The following is a 19,090-nucleotide window of genomic DNA, read 5'->3' on the forward strand; positions in this document are numbered from 1 at the left end:
CAGGATCCCGATATTGGGACAGAAAGGTCTACGGCGTGTCGCGGGACACACCGTGGACACAGCCGGACAAGATCCGTTCTTCGGCTTGTGCCTTCCCCGGAGAAGGCAGCACAGTGCGAGACATGGGTGTTGTCTCCGTGGAGTCGACCGAGTTGTTCGTCGGGTCGGTCGAAGCTCCGCTTCAGGTTGTCCGGGTGTCGTGGGAGGCGGTCGGGGCCGCTCGGGTCCATGTCGAGGGCCGGGGGATCTCGACACCGGCGCCCGTCGAGGTCGCCGCGACCGGTCACGTCGGCATCGAGGTTGGGGTGGACACCCAGGGGGCCGCGCCCGGCACCCGCATCCCGGCGAGAGTGGTCATCGAGGGCGCCGGTGAGACCGAGTTCGAGCTGGTCGTCGCCGAGCCCGGCTGGACGATGCACATGGTGTCCCACTTCCACTACGACCCGGTCTGGTGGAACACGCAGGCGGCCTACACGACCGCGTGGGACGAGCTGGACTTCCCCGGCTCGCCGCGCGGCGCGGTGCAGCTCGCCGGGTTCGACCTGGTCAGGGCACACCTGGACCTGGCGCTCGCCGAGCCGGAATACCGGTTCGTGCTCGCCGAGGTCGACTACCTCAAGCCGTACTGGGACGCCTACCCCGAGGACCGCGAGGTGTTGCGGCGCCTGCTGGCCGAGGGCCGCGTCGAGGTCATGGGCGGTGCGTACAACGAGCCGAACACGAACCTGACCGACCCGGAGACCACGATCCGGAACTTCGTGCACGGCATGGGTTTCCAGCGGGACGTGTTCGGCAGCCGGCCCGCCACGGCGTGGCAGCTCGACGCGTTCGGGCACGACCCGGCGTTCCCCGGGTTCGCCGCCGACGCCGGGCTCACCAGCAGTTCGTGGGCGCGCGGGCCGTTCCACCAGTGGGGGCCGATGGAGAAGACGGCCGCGGGCAAGGGCGATCCGACGCGGATGCAGTTCCCGAGCGAGTTCGAGTGGCTGTCCCCGTCGGGCAAGGGCCTGCTCACCGCCTACATGACCGACCACTACGGCTCCGGCTGGGGCATGAACTCCGCGCCGTCCCTGGAGGCCGCGGCGGAGGCCGCCTACCAGGAGTTCCTCGAACTGAAGCGGGTCACGACCGCGAAGCACGTGCTGCTGCCGGTCGGCGGCGACTACACGCCGCCCAACAAGTGGGTGACCGAGCTGCACAAGCACTGGGCGCGCCGCTACGTGTGGCCGCGGTTCGTCTGCTCGCTGCCGAGGGACTTCTTCGCCGCCGTCCGTGCCGAGCTGGCCGAGCGGGGTGCGGAGCCGACGCCGCAGACACGGGACATGAACCCGATCTACACCGGCAAGGACGTCTCCTACATCGACACCAAGCAGGCACAGCGCGCCGCCGAGGCCGCCCTGCTGGAGGCGGAGCCGTTCGCCGCGTTCGCCGCGATCCTCGCCAACGCCGACTACCCGGACGCCGCGCTCGCGAAGGCGTGGGTGCAGCTGGCCTACGGGGCACACCATGACGGGATCACCGGTTCCGAGTCCGACCAGGTGTACCTGGACCTGGTCACGAGCTGGCGCGACGCGCACGACCTCGCGACCGGTGTCCGCGACAACGCGCTGAAGGTGCTGTCCGGCCTGGTCGCGCTGCCCGGCGGCACCGGGAAGCCCGTCGTGGTCTGGAACCCGCTCAACCACGAGCGGACCGACGTGGTGACGGTGACGGCGGGCGGGATGATCACCGACGACACCGGCGCGACGCTCCCCGCGCTCGTGGAGAACGGCACCACCACGTTCCTCGCCGAGAACGTGCCGCCGTTGGGGTGGAAGGTGTTCCGGCTCGAAGAGTCCGACGGCGAGGGCTGGTCGGCGGTCGACGGTGAGACCGCGGCGAACGACCGGTTCCGGGTGACCGTCGACGCGGCTCGCGGCGGTGGGGTGTCGAGCCTCGTCGACCGCGGCCGGGAGCTGATCACGCACGGTGCGGTCGGCAACGAGCTGGCGCTGTACGAGGAGTACCACCAGCACCCGAGGTTCGGTGAGGGCCCGTGGCACCTGCTGCCGAAGGGACCGGTCACCACGTCCTCGGCCACGGCCGCCGAGGTGACCGTCGAACGCTGCCCCGTTGGCGAGCGGATCACCGCGAAGGGCCGGGTCGGGACGGTCCGGTACACGCAGACGATCACGTTGTGGCACGGCGTGGGCCGGGTCGACTGCACCACGACCGTCGACGAGTTCACCGGCTCCGACCAGCTCCTGCGGGTACGCTGGCCATGCGCGGTGCCGGGTGCGCTGCCGGTCAGCGAGGTCGGGAACGCGGTGGTGGGCCGGGGTTTCGGGCTCATCGACGTCGACTCGGCGCAGCACCCGTGGACGCTCGACAACCCCGCGCACACGTGGTTCGGCCTGTCCGCCGCCGCCTCGCTCCGGCTCGCGGACGGGGCGCTGCGGCCGATCGGCGTCGCGGAGATCATCGTGCCGACCGAGGCGGAGGCGGCGCCGCTGGCCCGTGAGCTGGCGATCGCGCTCGCCAGGTCCGGTGTCACGGCGACCGTCAGCAGCGCGGCGGGCGCCCGCTACGGCGACCTCGGGGTCGACTCGAACCTGCCGGACGTGCGGATCACGCTGGGCGGGCCGGACGTCAACGCGTTCACCGCCGAAGTGGTGGAACGGTCCGGGATCAGCGAGGACGGCGTCTACTGGGTGCCGCCGGAGAAGCCGCTGCCCGAGGTGTGGCTGCCCAGCGCGGACCTGCGGGACGCACGCTCCCTCGGCGTGCTGGTGGTGCCGACCGCGCACATCCAGTCCGTTGTGGACGATCTGGTGGACAACGTGATCGACGTCGGCGCCGGGTACGCGGGCCAGGACGAGTACGCGGGCCGGTCGGTGGCGCTGCTCAACCGGGGCCTGCCCGGGTTCGCGGTCGACGCGGCGGGCACGCTGCACGCGTCGCTGCTGCGGTCGTGCACCGGCTGGCCGTCGGGCGTGTGGATCGACCCGCCGCGCCGCACGGTGCCGGACGGGTCGAACTTCCAGCTGCAGCACTGGACACACGAGTTCCGGTACGCGGTCGCGGCGGGTGACGGGGACTGGCGCACGGCCGGGATCTCCGAGAACAGCGCGGAGTTCAGCCGTCCGCTGCACGCCGTGATCACGTCCGACGACGGTGAGCGCGGGCTGCCAGGACGTGGTTCGCTGCTGCGTGCCGAGCCCGCCGACCGCGTTCGGCTGGCCGCGGTGAAGGCCGCGGGCAACCCGCTCGTCCGCGGTTCCGCGGCTGCCGCCGACCCGCGGGCGCGTCTCGCGGTCCGGGTCGTCGCGCACACGGGTGCGCCCGCGGCCGCGACGCTCGCGTCCGATGTGGTCACGCTGTCGGACCTCACGACCGCGAACCTGCTCGAGGAACCGGGGGACGCGGTGGCCGGGCCGATCGAGGTCGCCGGGTGCGACGCGCTCACCGTGCTCGCCGCCCCGGCCGCTGCGTGGTCCACTGTGGACGGCGGGGCGCTCGGGCCCGAGGCGGAGCCCGTGTTGCCGTTGTACGCCAAGTACTGGCTGCACAACCGCGGTCCGGCGCCGCTGGGCGGCTTGCCGCTGGCGGTGCACGTCACCCCCACACGTGCCGAGGCTGGCGAGGCACTGACGGTGACGGTCGCGTCCGACGCCACGGACGTCGACCTGCACGGGTACGTCCGGCTCGCGCTGCCCGACGGGTGGACCGCCGAACCCGCCGAGCTGCCGTTCGGGTTGCCCCCGGGTGGACACCTGACCAGCGAGGTCGCGGTGACCGCGGCCGCCGACGCCGAGCCCGGCCGCTACCCCGTGCGGGTGCGGGTCGAACCGGCGGGGGACGCCTTGCCGCCGAGCTGGCGGCAGGTCGTGGAGGACGTCGCCGTGGTGACCGTCGGCGCGGGGTTCGAGCAGGACGGGCTGATCCGGTTGTCGGCCGAGCCGGAGCCGGTGCGGCTGGCGCGCGGGGAACGCGGCCGACTGGCCGTGCGTGTCGCGTCGGTGGCGCACGCGCCGATCACGCTCGAGGCGGCGCTCGTGAGCCCGTGGGGGACCTGGGAGTTCGCCGGGCCGCGGCTCGTCGGCGCCGAGTTGCCCGCGCGCGGCGAGGTGGAGCTGGCGTTCGACGTGGACGTGCCGCGGTGGGCCGCGCCGGGTTGCTGGTGGGCGCTGGTCCGCGTGGCCGGGGCGGGCCGGTTGCTGTACTCGCCCGCGGTCGCGCTGGAGGTGACGGCGTGACGGCCGTGGCCTGGGTGTCCGGCAGTCCCCTCGACGTGTCCGAAGTGGACAGCATGGAGTCGGACCTGCGGGCCGGGCCGGTGGGGCCGACGCTGCCGCGCGAGCACACGAGCGAGGGACGGCAGCTGCGGCGGTGGCTCGTGCAGGTGCTGGTGGCGGAACGGATCGTCGCGGCGGAGGCCGGTGCACGGGGGCTCGCGGACACCGACGCCCCCGCGTTGTTCGCGCTCGCGCCGGACCGGGCCGCGATGCTCGGGCTCGGCAGCGTGGCGGCGGACCTGCTGACACGCAGTCCCGTGGCGCGCAGGGTGTTCGTCGCGGTGACCGAGGACGTGGCGGTGTCGGCGGAGGCGGTGGCGGACTTCCACGCGCGCAACCCCGAGCGGTTCCGGGTGCCGGAGGAACGGCTCGTGACGCACACGATCGGGGACGGGCCGCCGCGCCGCCGGGTCCTGCGGCGCGGCCAGCTGGCCGGACCGGTCGAGGAGGCGGTGTTCGCGGCCGGTGCCGGGGACACGGTCGGCCCGGTGCGGGACCCGCTCGGCACGCACACCGTGCTGGTCGAGGAGGTGCGGCCCGCGCGGACGCGCACCCTCGCCGAGGCCCGCGACGAGATCACCGCACACCTGCTGGCTGGCGCGCGACGGCAGGCGTTCACGATCTGGCTCGACCAGCACGTGGCCGCCGCCGTGGAGCTCGCGCCCGGGTTCGAGCACCCCGGCGACCCCAACCAACCCGACAACACCCACAGGCACTGAGGACCATGCTGGCACTGGACATCGGCGGCACGAAGATCGCCGGAGGCATCGTCGGGGCGGACGGCACGCTCGCGCGGAGCGCGACGAGACCGACCGGGACCGAGCCGTTCGCCGCGCTGCGCGCGGTCGTGGCGGAGCTGGCGCCCGGGGACCTCCCGGGGGTGGGCATCGCGTGCGCGGGCCCCGTCGACACGGTGGCGGGCACGGTCTCGCCGATCAACATCCCGTCGTGGCGGGACTTCCCGCTGGTCGAGCGGGTGCGGGAGCTGGTCGGCGCGCCGGTCGCGCTCGCGGGCGACGGGTTGTGCATGGCGCTGGGCGAGCACTGGGTCGGCGCCGGGCAGGGAGCGACCGCGATGCTCGGGATGGTCGTGTCGACCGGCGTGGGCGGCGGGCTCGTGCTGGACGGGCGGCCGTTCGGCGGGAGCAGTGGCAACGCGGGGCACGTCGGGCACGTGGTGGTGGAGCCCGACGGGGTGCCGTGCACGTGTGGTGGGCGCGGCTGCGTGGAGACGGTGGCGAGCGGGACACACCTCGTGCGGTGGGCGCGTTCACAGGGGTGGAGCGGGCCGGACGCTCGCGTGCTGGCGGCCGACGCGCACGCCGGTGACGCGGTGGCCGCGGAGGCGTTCCGGCGTGGCGGGCAGGCCATCGGGCTGGCGATCACGGCGACCGCCGCCGTGTGCGACCTGGACCTCGTGGTGATCGGGGGCGGCGTGGCGCAGGTCGGCGACCTCCTGTTCGAGCCGGTGCGGGCGACGCTCGCGACCCACGCCCGGCTGTCCTACCTGCGGGCGTTGCGGGTCGAGCAGGCGAAGCTCGGCGGTGGGGCGGGTCTGTACGGGGCGGCCGCCCTGGCCTATTCTTTGACTTAGTCAATGAATTGTTTCACGGGAAACGAGGCTCACGATGGCCACCACAGTCTCGCCTGACCGCATCGCCGCAGTACGCGCCTTCAACCGCAGTTACACGAAGTTCCTGGGCGCACTCAACGAGCACCTCCTCAGCACACCATTTTCCTTGACTGAGGCAAGAGTCCTGTTCGAGCTTGGGCAGCGGGACGAGACCGAGGTGACCGTGCTGCGGCAGCTCATGGGCCTGGACGCGGGGTACCTCAGCCGGCTGCTGAGCCGGTTCGAGGACAACGGGATCGTCCGGCGCGACCGGTCCGGCGCGGACGCGCGGCGGCAGGTCATCCGGCTGACCAACAAGGGCCGGGACGCGTTCCGCGTGCTCGACACCAAGTCGGTCGGTCAGATCCGCGAGCTGCTGGCCGACCTCACCGATGACGAGCAGGTCCGGCTGATCGAGGCCATGGAGATGATCCGCAACCGGGTCGACCGGCCGACGGCCCGGCCGGACGTGGCGCTGCGCGACCCGGAGCCCGGCGACTTCGGCTGGGTGATCGAACGCAACGGCGCGCTGTACGCGACCGAGCACGGCTGGGACTCGTCGTACGAGGCGCTGGTCGCGCGGATCGTCGCCGACTACCTGGCCGACCACGACCCGGAGCGCGAGCGGGCGTGGGTGGCGGAGCTGAACGGCGAACGGGTCGGCGCGATCTTCTGCGTGCGTGAGGACGACACGACCGCGAAGCTGCGGCTGCTGCACGTGGAACCGACCGCGCGCGGCGCGGGCGTGGGCACGGTGCTGGTCGAGGAGTGCGTGCGGTTCGCGAAGTCGGCCGGGTACCGGCGGATGGAGCTGTGGACGGTGTCGCTGCTCGCCCCGGCCCGCCGGATCTACCAGCGGTCCGGGTTCACGCTCGCCGAGGAGGACACGGCGATGCGGTTCGGCCACGAGCTGACCGGGCAGACCTGGCGGCTCACCCTCTAGGGATGCGGCCCATCAGGTAGAACTCGTCGTTCGGGCGCAGCGCGGTCAGGTGCGCGATGCGGTTGGAGAGGGCGAACAGGGCGGTGATCGCGCCGACGTCCCAGATCTCGTCGTCGGTCAGGCCCGCCTCGCGGGCGTCGTCGAGGTCCTGCTCGCCGAAGGTGTTCGGCTCGACGGCCAGCGCCAGCGCGAGGTCGACGATCGCCCGTTCCCGGTGGCTCAGTTCGACGGTCCACGGGTTGGTGGCGACCCGGTCGGCGATCGTGGGGTCCTTGGCGCGGATGCGCAGGATGGCGCCGTGCGCGACCACGCAGTAGGTGCAGCTGTTGGCCCCGGACGTGGCGACGACGACCAGCTCGCGCTCGGCCTTCGAGAGCGCGCTGTCCTCCCGTTCCATCACCGCGTCGTGGTAGTCGAGGAAGGCACGCAGCTCGCGGGGCCGGTGACCGAGCGCGGAGAAGACGTTGGGGACGAAGCCGGACTTGTCGGCGATCGCGTTCACGCGGTCACGCAGGTCGTCGGGCAGCTCGTGGGGTTCCGCGACGGGGAACCGGCTGATGTTCTCGGTCATGTGTCGATTGTGGCTCCAGCGGCGATTCCTTTCCGCGTTGACAGGGGTCTACATGGGCCGACCTCGCAGCCCGAGAAGAAAGCCGATCCCCGTGAGCATTCCCGCCACCATGCGCGCCCTGCAGCAGACCTCGCTCGACGGCCCGCAGGACACACGTCTGATCACCGATGCCCCGGTACCGAGCCCTGGACCTGGGGAGGTCCTGATCCGGGTCGCCGCCGCCGGCGTCAACTTCGCCGACATCTCGAGGGCCCACGGCACGTTCCTCAACGGCCCTCGGCCGCCGTACCTGGCGGGCTTCGAAGCCGCGGGCGAGATCGTGGCGGTGGGCGACGCGGTGACCGGCCCGCGACCGGGGGCTCGGGTGGCCGGCGTCGGGTACGGGGCGTTCGCCGAGTACATGGTCCTGCCCTCGGCGGTGGCGACGCCGGTGCCGGTCGGGTGGAGTGCCGAGCAGGCGCTGGGCCTGGTCGTGAACTGGCCCACCGCACTCGCGGCGCTCAGGCCCCTCGGCCGCGTCGCCGCCGGGGAGACCGTGCTGGTCCACGCCGCCGCGGGCGCGACCGGCCAGGCCGCGGTGACCATGGCCAAGCACTACGGCGCGACGGTCATCGCCACGGCGTCGCCGGGCAAGCACGAGGCGGTGCTGGCGCTGGGCGCCGACCACGTCCTCGACTCCCGCGACGACGACCTCGCCGCCGAGGTGCTGCGACTGACCGACGGTGCGGGTGCCGACGTGGTGCTGGAGTCGGCGGGCGGCGCGACCTTCAACGCCAGCCTGACCGCGGCCAAGCCGGTCACCGGCCGGGTCGTCGTCTACGGCGTGGCGGGCGGGGAGGCCGCGGTCACCAACTGGGCACTGGTGTACCGGCACCAGGTCCACGTCATCGGCCTCAACATCGGCGTGCTGAGCCAGGCAGCACCCCGGATCTTCGGCGAGCTCACGAATGAGCTGTCCGCCCTGATCGCCGCGGGCGTCCTCACCCCCGTCCGTGCCACCACCTACGACCTGGCCGACGGGCCCAAGGCCCTCGCGGAACTGGCGGCCAGGGCGACCGTCGGCAAACTGGCCCTGCTGCCATGACTCGCGGCATGATGACGCCCGTGCGGGAGGCGGAGCAGGACCGGTTCACCGTCGAGACCGAGCGGTTCCGCCGCGAACTGCTGGTCCACTGTTACCGCATGGTCGGCTCGGCGCACGACGCCGAGGACCTGGTGCAGGAAACGTATCTCCGGGCGTGGCGTTCCTACGCAGGCTTCGAGGGCCGTGCGTCGGTCCGGTCCTGGCTCTACCGGATCGCCACCAACGTCTGCCTGACCGCGTTGGAGCGGCGCGGGAAGCGGGTGCTGCCCTCCGACCTCGGAGGTCCGCACGACGGACCCGATCGCCCGCCGGTCCAGGTGGCGCCGGGCGAGGTCTCTTGGCTGGAACCGCTGCCGGACCGGTGGGTCGCCCCGGCCACCGACGATCCGGCCGAGGCGGTGGTCGCGCGCGAGTCGCTGCGGCTGGCGCTCGTCGCGAGTCTGCAGCACCTGCCCGCCCGCCAGCGCGCGATCCTCATCCTGCGCGAGGTGCTGGCGTTCTCCGCGAACGAGACCGCGGCGGTCCTCGGCACCACCACCGCGGCGGTGAAGAGCGGTCTGCAGCGTGCCCGTGCCCGGCTGCACGAACTGGCGCCGGAGCCCGGGGAACTGCTCGAACCGGCCGACGAGCGGGCGCGGGCCCTGCTCGACGGCTACATCGCGGCCTTCGAGCGCGCCGACGCCGGCATGCTGGAGCGAGTGCTGCGCACGGACGCCACGCTGGAGGCGACGCCGTTCCGTGAGTGGTACGCGGGCCGGGTCCGGTGCGTCCACCTGCTCGACGAGTACGTGCTCGGCGTGCCCGGCGACTGGCGGATGATCGCGACGACGGCCAACGGCCAGCCGGCCGCCGCCGTGTACCACCGGCGACGGGCGCACGGCATCGTGGTGCTGGACGCGACCGTCACCGGTGTCTCCCGCGTGGTCGAGTTCCACGATCCGTCGCTGGTCGCGCTGTTCGGTTTCCCGGACGTGCTACCCGTTCGAACGAACCTTCGTGGCTGAGCGTGACACCTGGATCTGTGGACAACACAGGTGTCTTCCGGGTGAAGTCGACATGTCGTTCGCATGTCGTCGGCGTCACGCCTGGTCACAGCCTGAGGGTCGAATCAACAGGCTGTGCACAGGGTTATCCACAGGCTGTGGACAAACCTAGGACGCGACACCGGATCGGTGATACTCGGTCAGGTGATTACCGACGATGAGCAGGCAGGCCACGCACCGGGTGCCCTCGTGGCCCGGCTGCGCCTTGTCGACCGGCACGCTGTGACCGCACACCGCCTCGAGGAAGCTCGCCAGTCCGTCCGCCTTCTCGAACGCGTGCACCCGGCCGTCATACCCGGAAAGCTGCCACTGCCACCTGTCGCACATCGCTGACCTCCCACGATCGCTCATGGTGTCGACGACGCCACTCCATGATCGTGATGTGAAAAGCGAGGACCACCCGAAGGCGGTCCCCGCTCTCACCCGAAGAAACGTCAGCCGAGGCGGGTCTTCAGCGCGTCCAGCTCGGCACGCAGCAGCGTCGGCAGCTTCTCTCCGATCTTGGCGAACCACTCCTCGATCAGCGGGATCTCCGCGCGCCACTCGTCGGCGTCGACCTTCAGCGCCGCCTCGATGTCCTCGCGCGAAGCGTCGAGACCGGACAGGTCCAGGTCGTCGGCGGTCGGGACGTAGCCGATCGGCGTCTCCGTCGCGGCGGCCTTGCCCTCGATGCGCTCGATGGCCCACTTCAGCACGCGCGAGTTCTCGCCGAAGCCCGGCCACAGGAACTTCTTGTTCTCGTCCCGGCGGAACCAGTTGACGTAGAAGATCTTGGGCAGTTTGTCCGAGTCGGCACGCTTGCCCGTGTCGATCCAGTGCTGGAAGTAGTCACCGGCGTGGTAGCCGATGAACGGCAGCATCGCCATCGGGTCGCGGCGCACCACGCCGACCTTGCCCTTCGCGGCGGCGGTGGTCTCCGACGACAGCGTGGCACCCATGAACGTGCCGTGCTGCCAGTCGCGGGACTCGGTCACCAGCGGGATGGTGTCCGCACGCCGGCCGCCGAAGAAGATCGCCGAGATCGGCACGCCCTTCGGGTCGTCCCACTCCGGCGCGAGGATCGGGCACTGCGACATCGGCGTGCAGTACCGCGAGTTCGGGTGCGACGACAGCTCGTCCGACTCCGGCGTCCAGTCCTGCTTCTTCCACGACGTGAGGTGCGCGGGCGGCTCGCCCATGCCCTCCCACCAGATGTCGCCGTCGTCGGTCAGCGCCACGTTCGTGAAGATCGAGTTGCCCTTCTCGATCGTGCGCATCGCGTTCGGGTTGGTGTGGTAGTCGGTGCCCGGCGCGACGCCGAAGAACCCGGCCTCCGGGTTCACCGCGTACAGGCGACCGTCCTCACCGAACCGCATCCACGCGATGTCGTCGCCGAGCGTCTCGACCTTCCAGCCCGGGATGGTCGGCTCGAGCATCGCGAGGTTCGTCTTGCCGCACGCGCTCGGGAACGCGGCCGCGACGTAGTAGACCTTGTTCTCCGGGGAGATCAGCTTGAGGATCAGCATGTGCTCGGCCAGCCAGCCCTCGTCGCGGCCCTGCACCGACGCGATCCGCAGCGAGTAGCACTTCTTGCCGAGCAGCGCGTTGCCGCCGTACCCCGAGCCGTAGCTCCAGATCTCGCGGGTCTCCGGGAACTGCGAGATGTACTTCTCCTCGTTGCACGGCCACGGGACATCTTCCTGGCCGGGTTCCAACGGCGCGCCGACGCTGTGCAGCGCGGGCACGAAGTCACGCTCGGTGCCGTCCGGAGCAACGAACCGCTCCAGTGCCTTCGTCCCCATGCGCGTCATGATCTTCATCGACACCACGACGTAGGCGGAGTCGGTGAGCTGCAGGCCCAGCATCGGCTTCTCGGCGGTCAGCGGGCCCATGCAGAACGGGATCACGTACATCGTCCGGCCACGCATCGAGCCGCGGTACAGCTCGGTCATGGTGGCCTTCATCTCGGCCGGGGCCATCCAGTTGTTCGTGGGGCCCGCGTCGTCGGGGTCCACGGAGCAGATGAACGTGCGCTGCTCGACGCGGGCGACGTCGTCGGGGTCGGAAGCGGCCCAGAACGAGTTCGGCTTCTTCTCCAGGCGAGTGAAGGTCCCGGCCTCGACCAGCTCGTCGGTCAGGCGGGTCCACTCCTCATCCGAGCCGTCCACCCAGACCACACGGTCCGGAGTGGTCAGCTCGGCCACCTCCCGCACCCAGGAAAGAAGCCGTCCGTGCGTAGTCGGTGCGTTGTCGACACCTGGGATTGCCACTGCCGTCATCTCGCTTCATCTCCTGACTGGGACACCGAACGACTCAGGACGCCGCGGTCCGTGGGCCCGGACTCCGGCGTCCTGAGTGAACGGCGAGGTACCCGTCCGGGGCCGCCGAACGGGACTTCGCTTGGGGATGCTCACGAGGTTAACCACATGGCGCAGGATCAAACGAGAGCTGACGTGTCGGGTCGGCCACAAGACCGATTCGGATATCGATTCAGTACACAGATGTACGAGTGGTCTACCGCACAAAAGCCGATCCCGGCAGGCAGAGCGCCTGCCGGGATCGGCTTTTGACTGTTTCGTGCGTAAGTGGTTCAGGTCACCGCCACGCGGCGTCCGACGCCGTGGCCGTCGACGCGCCACCGGTTTCGGCCTCGTAGTTGCCCTGCTCGTCGATGTGGCCCTCCTCGACGGTGGTCCACTCGTCCTCGCCCGTGTGCTCGGCCACGGTGACGTCGCCGTCGGACTCGATGATCACGGCCTGGTCGGCCTCGCCGTCGCCGTCCGCGTCGGTGAACGCGTAGGTGGTGCCGTCCGCGTCGGTCACGACCGCGGTGTCGTTGGTGCCGTCACCGTCGGTGTCGTACGTGGCCGGACCCGCGTCCACGTCCTCGCCCGGCATGTCGACGGTGATGTCCTCGCCGCCCGTGCCCGTTTCGGTGGTGTCGGTCGTGTCCGTGGTGTCGGTGGTGTCGGTGCCGGACCCATCGGCATCGTCAGCACCGCCGTCGGTGGGCGCCGGGAGGCTCTCCACGTCCTCAGCGGTCCACTCACCGGTCGACTCGTCGTACTCGGCACCCGCGATCGGGTTGCCTTCCGCGTCGTACTCGACGGCCACGTCGGCGGTGCCGTCACCGTCGGTGTCCGCGAACGCGAGGTAGCCGTCCTCGGTCTCGACGACCGCGGTGTCGTTCTGACCGTCACCGGTCATGTCGACGTTCTCCTCGGCGTGGTACTCCTCGCCGTCGATCTCGACCACCAGGTCGTCCTCGCCCGTGGTGCCGGTCGAGTCGTCTTCGTAGCCGGTGGTGTCCTCGGTGGTGTCGGTCGTGTCAGCCGAGGTGTCGTCGTCCACGTACACGGGCTTGCCCCCTTATATGTGCATTCAGTGTTGCTGGATGTATGACTGACTGTGGGGCCGGACGGTTCCCTCCACGATCGGAGAGGTCACGCCCGGTCCCGGACGGAGCGGATCGCCGCGAGCAGCTTCTCCGCGCGTTCCTGGCCGGCGTTGACGTCGACCAGTCGCTTGTTCACCGCGTTCAGGCGCTTCGTCCGCTCCGCGGTGTCCAACCGTAGTGCCTTGTCTACCTCACGGAGCTCTTCTTCGATACCCGCGATGCGTTTTCCGAGCGCCTCGTCCAGCGAGAGCGACAGCTGCTGCTCCGCCTCGATGAGCTGCTCGGCCAGCAGCTGGTCCACAGTGGAACGCGCGTCGGCGATGGCCTCGGTGAGCCACTGCTTCATGTGCTGCTTGTCCGCGGAGTGCTTGCGGGTGGTCGACAGCCACCAGCCCGCGCCGAGCGCGATGGCGATCGTCGGCACCAGCAGGATCGGCGCCGCGACCACGCCCGCCAGCGGCAGGAGGGCCATCTTGCCCGCCGACAGGCCGCCCGTGGCGCCCATGAACACGAGCAGCTTGTCCTCGGTGGTCGGCGGCCGCTTCTCCACCTGGCGCACCATGATCGGCTGGCCGGTCCGCGCGAACTGGGCGCGGATCATCGCCACCTCGTCCACCGTGAACAGCTCGCCGAGCACCGCCTCGGCCACCTGGTTCAGCCGGTAGGCCACGGACTGGCTGATCCGGCCGGACACCATCTGCAACGCGGCGTCGACCTGGGGCGGCAGCTCGCGCAGCTCGTCCTTGCCCGCGGCGTCGATGGCCTGCCGGAACCACGACTGCACGTCCCGCATCTGCCGCTGGACCTCGTGGTTGTTCTCCACGCGGGTGCGCTGGATCTCGGTGCGCATGCGGACCTGCCACCCCTTGGTGGACGACCGCCGCTCGCCGGTCAGCTCGTCCTTGCGGGCACGCAGCTTCTCGGCCTCGTCCTCACCGGTCGACAGCGCGCGCTTCTCGCTCTCCAGCCTGACCTTCAGCTCGGTCAGCGCGGTCGACAGGGCACGCATCGTGTTGGCCTCGCCGAGCATGGCCGCGCGCCCGGCGATCAGGCCCACGAGCGCGTTCCGCAGCTCCTCCACACCGGACCGCTCGCGCAGCATCGCGGCGGCCTCGGGGCTGGGCGCCTTCGCCGCCATCTCGTACATCCGGGCCGAGACGGGGTGGAACGTGGCGCCGGCGAACCGGGGCGCGTGCTCGGCGAGCAGCGCCTGGTCCTCCTCCATCACCTGCCGCCAGCCGCGGTACTGGTCCACCTTGGACAACGCGAAGACGACGGTCTCGACGCGCTCGCCGACCTCGGCGAGGAAGTTCAGCTCACCGATCGTGAACGGCGCCGAGGCGTCGACGACGAACAGCAGGGCGGTCGCGGAGGAGGCGGCCTCCTTGGCCAGCTCGCCGTGCATGGAGTCGAGGCCGCCGACGCCGGGCGTGTCCACCAGCGTCAGCTTCCCGAGCAGCTCGGACGGGCCGTCGATCTCCACGTACCTCGGCGGCAGCCGGCCGCCGGGCAGCTCGTGCGCCGCGGACACCCAGTTGATCAGCTCGGGCAGCTCGATCGGCACCGGCGGGACCTGGCCGGGGTAGCAGGCGCGGGCCTGCCACTCCTCCGCGTGGGAGAACATCAGGTAGGTGGCGGTGGCCACCTCGGCGTCCACGGGGGACAGGCCGGGCTGCCCGATGAGCGCGTTGACGAGCGAGCTCTTGCCGCGGTTGGTCTCGCCGACCACCACCGCCGACGGGGTGCCCTTGCGCTTGGTCCTGATCTCCTCGACCCACGCCGCCGAGTCCGGGTCGGCCTCCTTCAGCAGCGTCAGCAGCTTCTCGCGGGTCGCCTTGACCTGCTGGGGCAACGACGGCTTCTGCTGCTTCTGCGGCGCGGGCGCGGTCATGACGCGCCCTTGCTGTAGACCGTCACGATCGGCACGCGGAGCACCTCGCCGCGGTCGGAGAAGCCGACGACCTCGGTCTCGGCGACCACGCCGTCGAGCGTCTCGTCGGCGGTCGCGACCGTGCCGCCCGCCTCGTGGTAGGCCGGGTCGAACCGGACGCCTTCCGGACGGATGGCGTCGACGCCGACGCCCGCGAGCCCCTCCTCCAGCCGCTCGACCACACCGGCGCTCTTGGCCCGGTCGAGCGCGTAGAGGCACAGCTGCACCAGCGACTTGCGCTCGGCGAGCGCCTGGTCGAGCGCGACCGCCTCCGGGCTCTGCGGGGTGTCGTCGGGGTCGGCGAAGTCACCGCCCGCCACCAGCCCGTCGGCCGCGATACCCGCCTGCGGCCCGACCCGCTGCTGCTGTTGGTCGGCCGCGCGGACCGCGTCGGCGATGACCTGGGCCTTCACCTCGATGGTCGAGTCGTCGCGCGCGTCGTCGGCCTCCGCCGCGTCGCCGTCGTTCTCCTCGCGGCGCTTGAACCACGATGCCATGTGCCTCACCCCGCCTGTTCGCGAAGCTGTTGCCAGATAAGGAAATACGCGCGGTGCACCACGTGTGCGACGCGGCTCTGCGCCGGTGTCGCGCCGAACGACGCGAACGACCGCCACCACCCGGCCCGCTCCAGGGCGTAGGCGGAAAGCTCTTTGGGCGGTCTGCCCTTCAGCCCGAGCTGCTCGCCGATGTCGGCGCTGCTGCCGACCCGCAGCACCTCCTCGGCGAGGTCCTCCGGCATGGCGACCGCGCCGGACGTGACGAGCGTGAGCGCCTCCAGCAGGCGCAGCTGGTGCGCCTCCGGCTTGGCGAGCAGCACCTCGATCGCGTCGTGGACCCGTTGCCGCTCACCGGGATCGCCGGACGCGTGGGCGAGCGCGGTGACCGACGCGAGCGCGGCGGCGGCCTTGATGCCGTCGGCGCGGGCGCGGAACACGGCGTCGAGCTTGCCCCGCACACCGGAGAGCCCGGAGGCGTTCAACAGCACGCGGCGCAGCGTGCCCGCGGTCATCTCGGGGTCGCGGCGCAACGCGTCGACCGCGGTGCGGACGCCGTACAGGTCGAGCTTCTCGAGCAGCTGCGTCCTGATGCCCGGCGGCACCTCGCACTCCCAGGTGACGAAGATGTCCGCGGACATCAGCATCGTCTCCCAGGTCGCGTCGTCCAGTTTGGACAGCGTGCGCAGTGCGTCCGCGTCGGCGGAGGTGAACCCGCCGGACTCGGCCGACTCGGCGAGCAGGCCGATGACCGGGATCACGTCGGCGACGCGTGGTTTGAGCGTGGCGGCCTGTTTCTCGGCGAGCAGGGTCGCGGCCTTCCACGTGTCGCCGTCGGAGCCCGCGACGGACTCCGGCGCGATGGTGTCGGCCTTGTTGAGGATGGCGATCGCGTTCACCGGGCCCGCCTCGCGGCTCGCGGTGGCGGCGGTGAACGCGGCGAGCGCCTGCTGGTCGTCGGCGCGCACACCCTGGGTCACGACGTAGAGCACGGCCTCCGCGCCCGCGACCGCGTTGCGGGAGGTGTCGTCCAGCTCGTCGCTGTCCTCGCCGCCCTCCTCGGCCTCGTCGTCCTCCGGCTTGCGGTGCTTGGCCGCGCCGAGCAGCTGCTCGGTGCGCTTGACCGACGCGGCGTCGAGCGAGCCGAGGCCGGGGGTGTCGATCACGGTGAGGTCGCGCAGCACGGCGTTGGTCAGGTACGCCTCGAGGTGGGAGACCTTGTCGAAGTCGACCTCGAGGTCGTTGGGGATCATGCCGTCGGCGGAGAAGGGCAGCACCTGCTTGCGCCCGTCGTCGAAGACGATCTCGACCCGGTCGACGGTGCCGTACTGGAAACGGGTGACCAGCCGGGTGCACTCACCGACGTCCGTCGGCGCGACCCGCCGCCCGATCAACGCGTTGACCAGCGTGGACTTGCCGGACTTGATGCGCCCGGCGACCGCGACCTGCAGTGGCGCCGACAGCCGGCGCAACACCTCCCGGAACCCGGCCGCCGTCCGCGCGGAGACCTGCGGCTGCAGGCGCGTGCACAGGTTGGCAACCGCGGCCGACAACGGACCGGCGAGGTGCTGCTGCTCGGTAGCCGTCGTCATCCCAGTCATGTCACCCCCGTTTTCGGACAGCATGCGACCGTGCTGGGGACGATCGTGCCATGCGTGCCACCCGCGCGGGGCCGGGTCCTCCCGATCCGGCGGCGGCCGGGAGGTCAGCCGTGGGGTGGAGTCACGATCAGACCTCGGCGTGACGCCGTCGGTGGCGATCGCTGCCTACTCTTGGGTCGTGCGGCGGCTCAGCCTGTGGATGAAGGCCCACCCGATGGTCGGGGACACGCTGCTGGCTGCCGTCATCGCCTTGCTCGACGTGCTGATCTTCATCGGCCGGACCGCGGTGGCGCCGTCCGAGCAGCCCGCGCCGCAGCCCTGGTACATCACGCTCCCGGTGATCCTCGGGGTGGTCGCGCCGATCGTGTTCCGGCGCAAGTACCCGATCACCGCGGCCTACGTGACGCTCGGGTTCGGGGTCGCGCACACGATGCTGGAGATCGGCGTCTCCAGCATGATCACCACGTGCATCGCGCTCTACACGCTGGTCGCGTACGTGAGCAGGCGCAGCGGGTTGCTGTACGTGGCGATGAACGAGGTCGTCGCGCTCGTCCAGACGCCGTGGCAGTTCCCGGACCAGTGGATCCCCACGTTGATCGTGGTGAACCTGTCGCTCGCGTTCTCGTGGGCGCTCGGGGAGTTCGTCGGGGCGCGCCGGGCCTATCACGCCGAGCTGGAGCAACGGCTCCGCCTGCTGGAGACCGAACGGGACCAGCAGGCGCGGATCGCGGTCGCCGAGGAACGGGCGCGGATCGCCCGTGAGCTGCACGACGTGGTCGCCCACGCGGTCAGCGTCATGGTCGTGCAGGCCGACGGCGCCGCCTACGCGGTGCGCGGCCAGCCGGATCTCGCCGAGCGGGCCGTGAAGACGATCTCCAGCACCGGGCGGGAGGCGCTCACCGAGCTGCGGCGCCTGCTCGGGGTGCTGCGCAGCGAGGACAACGGCGGCGAACGCACCCCGCAGCCCGGCACGCAGTCGCTCTCCGAGCTGGCCGGCCGGGTCCGCGCGGTGGGGCTGCCGGTCCAGCTCGACATCGTCGGCAACGTCGACGACCTGCCCGCCGGTGTCGGGCTCGGCGTCTACCGGATCGTGCAGGAGGCGCTCACGAACTCGCTCAAGCACGCCGGACCCGGCACGTCCGCGACCGTGCGGGTGGCGCGCGTCGGCGACCGCGTCGACCTCTCCATTGTGGACAACGGGAAGCGGACGAGCCGGTCGCTCCTCGGGGTTTCCGGGGGAAACGGGCTGATCGGCATGCGGGAGCGCGCGCTGGTGTTCGGCGGGACGCTGGAGGCCGGGCCACGCTCGGGCGGGGGCTGGCAGGTCACCGCCACCCTGCCCTTCGGGGGCAACTAACTTGGGCTACGTGATCCGGGTGGTGCTGGTCGACGACCAGGAGCTCATGCGTGTCGGCTTCCGCATGGTGCTGGGGGCGCAGGAGGACATGGAGATCGTCGGCGAGGCGGGCAACGGCGCGGAAGCGGTCGCGCTCGCCGAGGAGCTGCGGCCCGACGTCGTGCTGATGGACGTCCGGATGCCCGTGCTCGACGGCGTGGAGGCCACCAAGCTGATCACCGAACGGGGTCTCGCGAAGGTGCTCGTGATGACGACGTTCGACCTCGACGAGTACGCGCTGTCCGCACTCCGCAACGGCGCCAGCGGCTTCCTGCTGAAGGACACGCCGTCGGTACAGCTCGTCGCGGCGCTGCGGTCGGTCGCGAGCGGGGACGCGGTGGTCTCGCCGAGCGTGACGCGCCGCCTGTTGGACCGGTTCCTCGGCGCCGCGGGCGGGCAGCTGCGGGACGCGTCGATCCTCGACGTGCTCACCGACCGCGAGCGCGAGGTGCTGCTGCTGATCGCGCAGGGGCTGTCCAACACCGAGATCGCGCGGAAGCTCTTCCTGTCCGAGGCGACCGTGAAGACCCACGTCGGCCGTGTTCTGTCCAAACTGGACCTGCGGGACCGGGTGCAGGCGGTCGTACTCGCGTACGAGACGGGGCTCGTGCGGCCCGGCGAGGCCTGAGCGAACCGTCAGCTCCGAGCGGGGGTTACCCCTACTTGGGGATGACCCCGAATCAGGGTCGCCTCAGGGTGGTTACGGATTCCACCAGACTTTCGGTTGATGGAGGCTACTCCCAGAAGTTGACCCGAACTGGCGACC

General features: G+C 71.3%; 15 protein-coding genes. 8 read left to right on the plus strand and 7 right to left on the minus strand.

What is annotated here, in order from left to right; genetic code table 11:
* Positions 1 to 122 precede the first annotated feature (122 nt).
* Genes ACIBVP_RS25590 through ACIBVP_RS25605 form a run of 4 tightly spaced genes read left to right on the plus strand, consistent with a single transcriptional unit; the run spans position 123 to position 6,829 of the window.
* Positions 123 to 4,235, plus strand: coding sequence for an NEW3 domain-containing protein (locus tag ACIBVP_RS25590; protein ID WP_396108839.1), 4,113 nt, complete (start codon positions 123 to 125; stop codon positions 4,233 to 4,235).
* Positions 4,232 to 4,993 carry a peptidylprolyl isomerase gene (locus ACIBVP_RS25595; protein WP_396108840.1) on the plus strand — a complete coding sequence of 254 codons (762 nt, stop codon included), beginning with the start codon at positions 4,232 to 4,234 and terminating at the stop codon, positions 4,991 to 4,993. Before ACIBVP_RS25590 ends, ACIBVP_RS25595 begins: the two co-directional genes overlap by 4 nt.
* A gap of 5 nt (positions 4,994 to 4,998) precedes the next feature.
* On the plus strand, positions 4,999 to 5,868 hold the full coding sequence (locus ACIBVP_RS25600; RefSeq protein ID WP_396108841.1) for an ROK family protein: 870 nt from the start codon (positions 4,999 to 5,001) through the stop codon (positions 5,866 to 5,868).
* Positions 5,869 to 5,902: 34 nt separating this feature from the next.
* The gene (locus ACIBVP_RS25605; protein ID WP_396108842.1) at positions 5,903 to 6,829 is read left to right on the plus strand and encodes a GNAT family N-acetyltransferase; all 927 of its coding nucleotides are present in this window, start codon (positions 5,903 to 5,905) and stop codon (positions 6,827 to 6,829) included.
* Here the strand turns inward: ACIBVP_RS25605 and ACIBVP_RS25610 are convergent.
* Positions 6,819 to 7,400: a peroxidase-related enzyme gene (locus ACIBVP_RS25610; protein WP_396108843.1), complete on the minus strand. Its 582-nt coding sequence runs from the start codon at positions 7,398 to 7,400 to the stop codon at positions 6,819 to 6,821. The two genes, ACIBVP_RS25605 and ACIBVP_RS25610, sit on opposite strands and share 11 nt — an antisense overlap.
* Before the next feature lie 91 nt (positions 7,401 to 7,491).
* On the opposite strand from ACIBVP_RS25610, the gene ACIBVP_RS25615 reads away from it, so the two are divergent.
* On the plus strand, positions 7,492 to 8,484 hold the full coding sequence (locus ACIBVP_RS25615; RefSeq protein ID WP_396108844.1) for an NADPH:quinone oxidoreductase family protein: 993 nt from the start codon (positions 7,492 to 7,494) through the stop codon (positions 8,482 to 8,484).
* Positions 8,481 to 9,488, plus strand: coding sequence for a sigma-70 family RNA polymerase sigma factor (locus ACIBVP_RS25620; RefSeq protein WP_396108845.1), 1,008 nt, complete (start codon positions 8,481 to 8,483; stop codon positions 9,486 to 9,488). Before ACIBVP_RS25615 ends, ACIBVP_RS25620 begins: the two co-directional genes overlap by 4 nt.
* A gap of 147 nt (positions 9,489 to 9,635) precedes the next feature.
* Here the strand turns inward: ACIBVP_RS25620 and ACIBVP_RS25625 are convergent, their stop codons facing one another.
* The 6 genes from ACIBVP_RS25625 to ACIBVP_RS25650 all read right to left on the minus strand — a co-directional run bounded on the left by ACIBVP_RS25625 (position 9,636) and on the right by ACIBVP_RS25650 (position 16,919).
* On the minus strand, positions 9,636 to 9,854 hold the full coding sequence (locus tag ACIBVP_RS25625) for a hypothetical protein (protein WP_396108846.1): 219 nt from the start codon (positions 9,852 to 9,854) through the stop codon (positions 9,636 to 9,638).
* Between the two features lie 107 nt (positions 9,855 to 9,961).
* A complete protein-coding gene (locus tag ACIBVP_RS25630) occupies positions 9,962 to 11,785 on the minus strand; it encodes a phosphoenolpyruvate carboxykinase (GTP) (RefSeq protein ID WP_396108847.1) in 1,824 nt (607 codons plus the stop codon).
* 316 nt (positions 11,786 to 12,101) lie between these two features.
* Positions 12,102 to 12,863 carry a DUF6802 family protein gene (locus ACIBVP_RS25635; protein WP_396108848.1) on the minus strand — a complete coding sequence of 254 codons (762 nt, stop codon included), beginning with the start codon at positions 12,861 to 12,863 and terminating at the stop codon, positions 12,102 to 12,104.
* An 86-nt stretch (positions 12,864 to 12,949) separates the two neighbouring features.
* Entirely contained in the window at positions 12,950 to 14,794 is a 1,845-nt protein-coding gene (locus ACIBVP_RS25640; protein WP_396108849.1) for a dynamin family protein, read from the minus strand.
* On the minus strand, positions 14,791 to 15,330 hold the full coding sequence (grpE, locus tag ACIBVP_RS25645; protein ID WP_396108850.1) for a nucleotide exchange factor GrpE: 540 nt from the start codon (positions 15,328 to 15,330) through the stop codon (positions 14,791 to 14,793). The genes ACIBVP_RS25640 and grpE overlap by 4 nt, the downstream gene beginning before the upstream one ends.
* A gap of 5 nt (positions 15,331 to 15,335) precedes the next feature.
* The gene (locus ACIBVP_RS25650; RefSeq protein ID WP_396108851.1) at positions 15,336 to 16,919 is read right to left on the minus strand and encodes a dynamin family protein; all 1,584 of its coding nucleotides are present in this window, start codon (positions 16,917 to 16,919) and stop codon (positions 15,336 to 15,338) included.
* A gap of 223 nt (positions 16,920 to 17,142) precedes the next feature.
* Between ACIBVP_RS25650 and ACIBVP_RS25655 the strand changes: the two genes are divergently transcribed.
* Together ACIBVP_RS25655 and ACIBVP_RS25660 are read left to right on the plus strand one after the other, a co-directional pair.
* Complete coding sequence (locus tag ACIBVP_RS25655; protein ID WP_396108970.1) at positions 17,143 to 18,285, plus strand: sensor histidine kinase; 1,143 nt, start codon at positions 17,143 to 17,145, stop codon at positions 18,283 to 18,285.
* 10 nt (positions 18,286 to 18,295) lie between these two features.
* Positions 18,296 to 18,952 carry a response regulator gene (locus tag ACIBVP_RS25660; protein WP_396108852.1) on the plus strand — a complete coding sequence of 219 codons (657 nt, stop codon included), beginning with the start codon at positions 18,296 to 18,298 and terminating at the stop codon, positions 18,950 to 18,952.
* Positions 18,953 to 19,090: the final 138 nt, after the last annotated feature.

This window comes from Actinophytocola sp. NPDC049390, assembly GCF_044466355.1.
In the GTDB taxonomy this organism is placed as follows: domain Bacteria; phylum Actinomycetota; class Actinomycetes; order Mycobacteriales; family Pseudonocardiaceae; genus Actinophytocola.

Excerpts from the sequence above, each read along its gene's own strand:
- ACIBVP_RS25590 (WP_396108839.1), top strand. The coding sequence starts at position 123 with ATGGGTGTTGTCTCCGTGGAGTCGACCGAGTTGTTCGTCGGGTCGGTC.
- ACIBVP_RS25600 (WP_396108841.1), top strand. The coding sequence starts at position 4,999 with ATGCTGGCACTGGACATCGGCGGCACGAAGATCGCCGGAGGCATCGTC.
- ACIBVP_RS25605 (WP_396108842.1), top strand. The coding sequence starts at position 5,903 with ATGGCCACCACAGTCTCGCCTGACCGCATCGCCGCAGTACGCGCCTTC.
- ACIBVP_RS25610 (WP_396108843.1), bottom strand. The coding sequence starts at position 7,400 with ATGACCGAGAACATCAGCCGGTTCCCCGTCGCGGAACCCCACGAGCTG.
- ACIBVP_RS25620 (WP_396108845.1), top strand. The coding sequence starts at position 8,481 with ATGACTCGCGGCATGATGACGCCCGTGCGGGAGGCGGAGCAGGACCGG.
- ACIBVP_RS25625 (WP_396108846.1), bottom strand. The coding sequence starts at position 9,854 with ATGTGCGACAGGTGGCAGTGGCAGCTTTCCGGGTATGACGGCCGGGTG.
- ACIBVP_RS25630 (WP_396108847.1), bottom strand. The coding sequence starts at position 11,785 with ATGACGGCAGTGGCAATCCCAGGTGTCGACAACGCACCGACTACGCAC.
- ACIBVP_RS25640 (WP_396108849.1), bottom strand. The coding sequence starts at position 14,794 with ATGACCGCGCCCGCGCCGCAGAAGCAGCAGAAGCCGTCGTTGCCCCAG.
- grpE (WP_396108850.1), bottom strand. The coding sequence starts at position 15,330 with ATGGCATCGTGGTTCAAGCGCCGCGAGGAGAACGACGGCGACGCGGCG.
- ACIBVP_RS25650 (WP_396108851.1), bottom strand. The coding sequence starts at position 16,919 with ATGACGACGGCTACCGAGCAGCAGCACCTCGCCGGTCCGTTGTCGGCC.
- ACIBVP_RS25655 (WP_396108970.1), top strand. The coding sequence starts at position 17,143 with ATGGTCGGGGACACGCTGCTGGCTGCCGTCATCGCCTTGCTCGACGTG.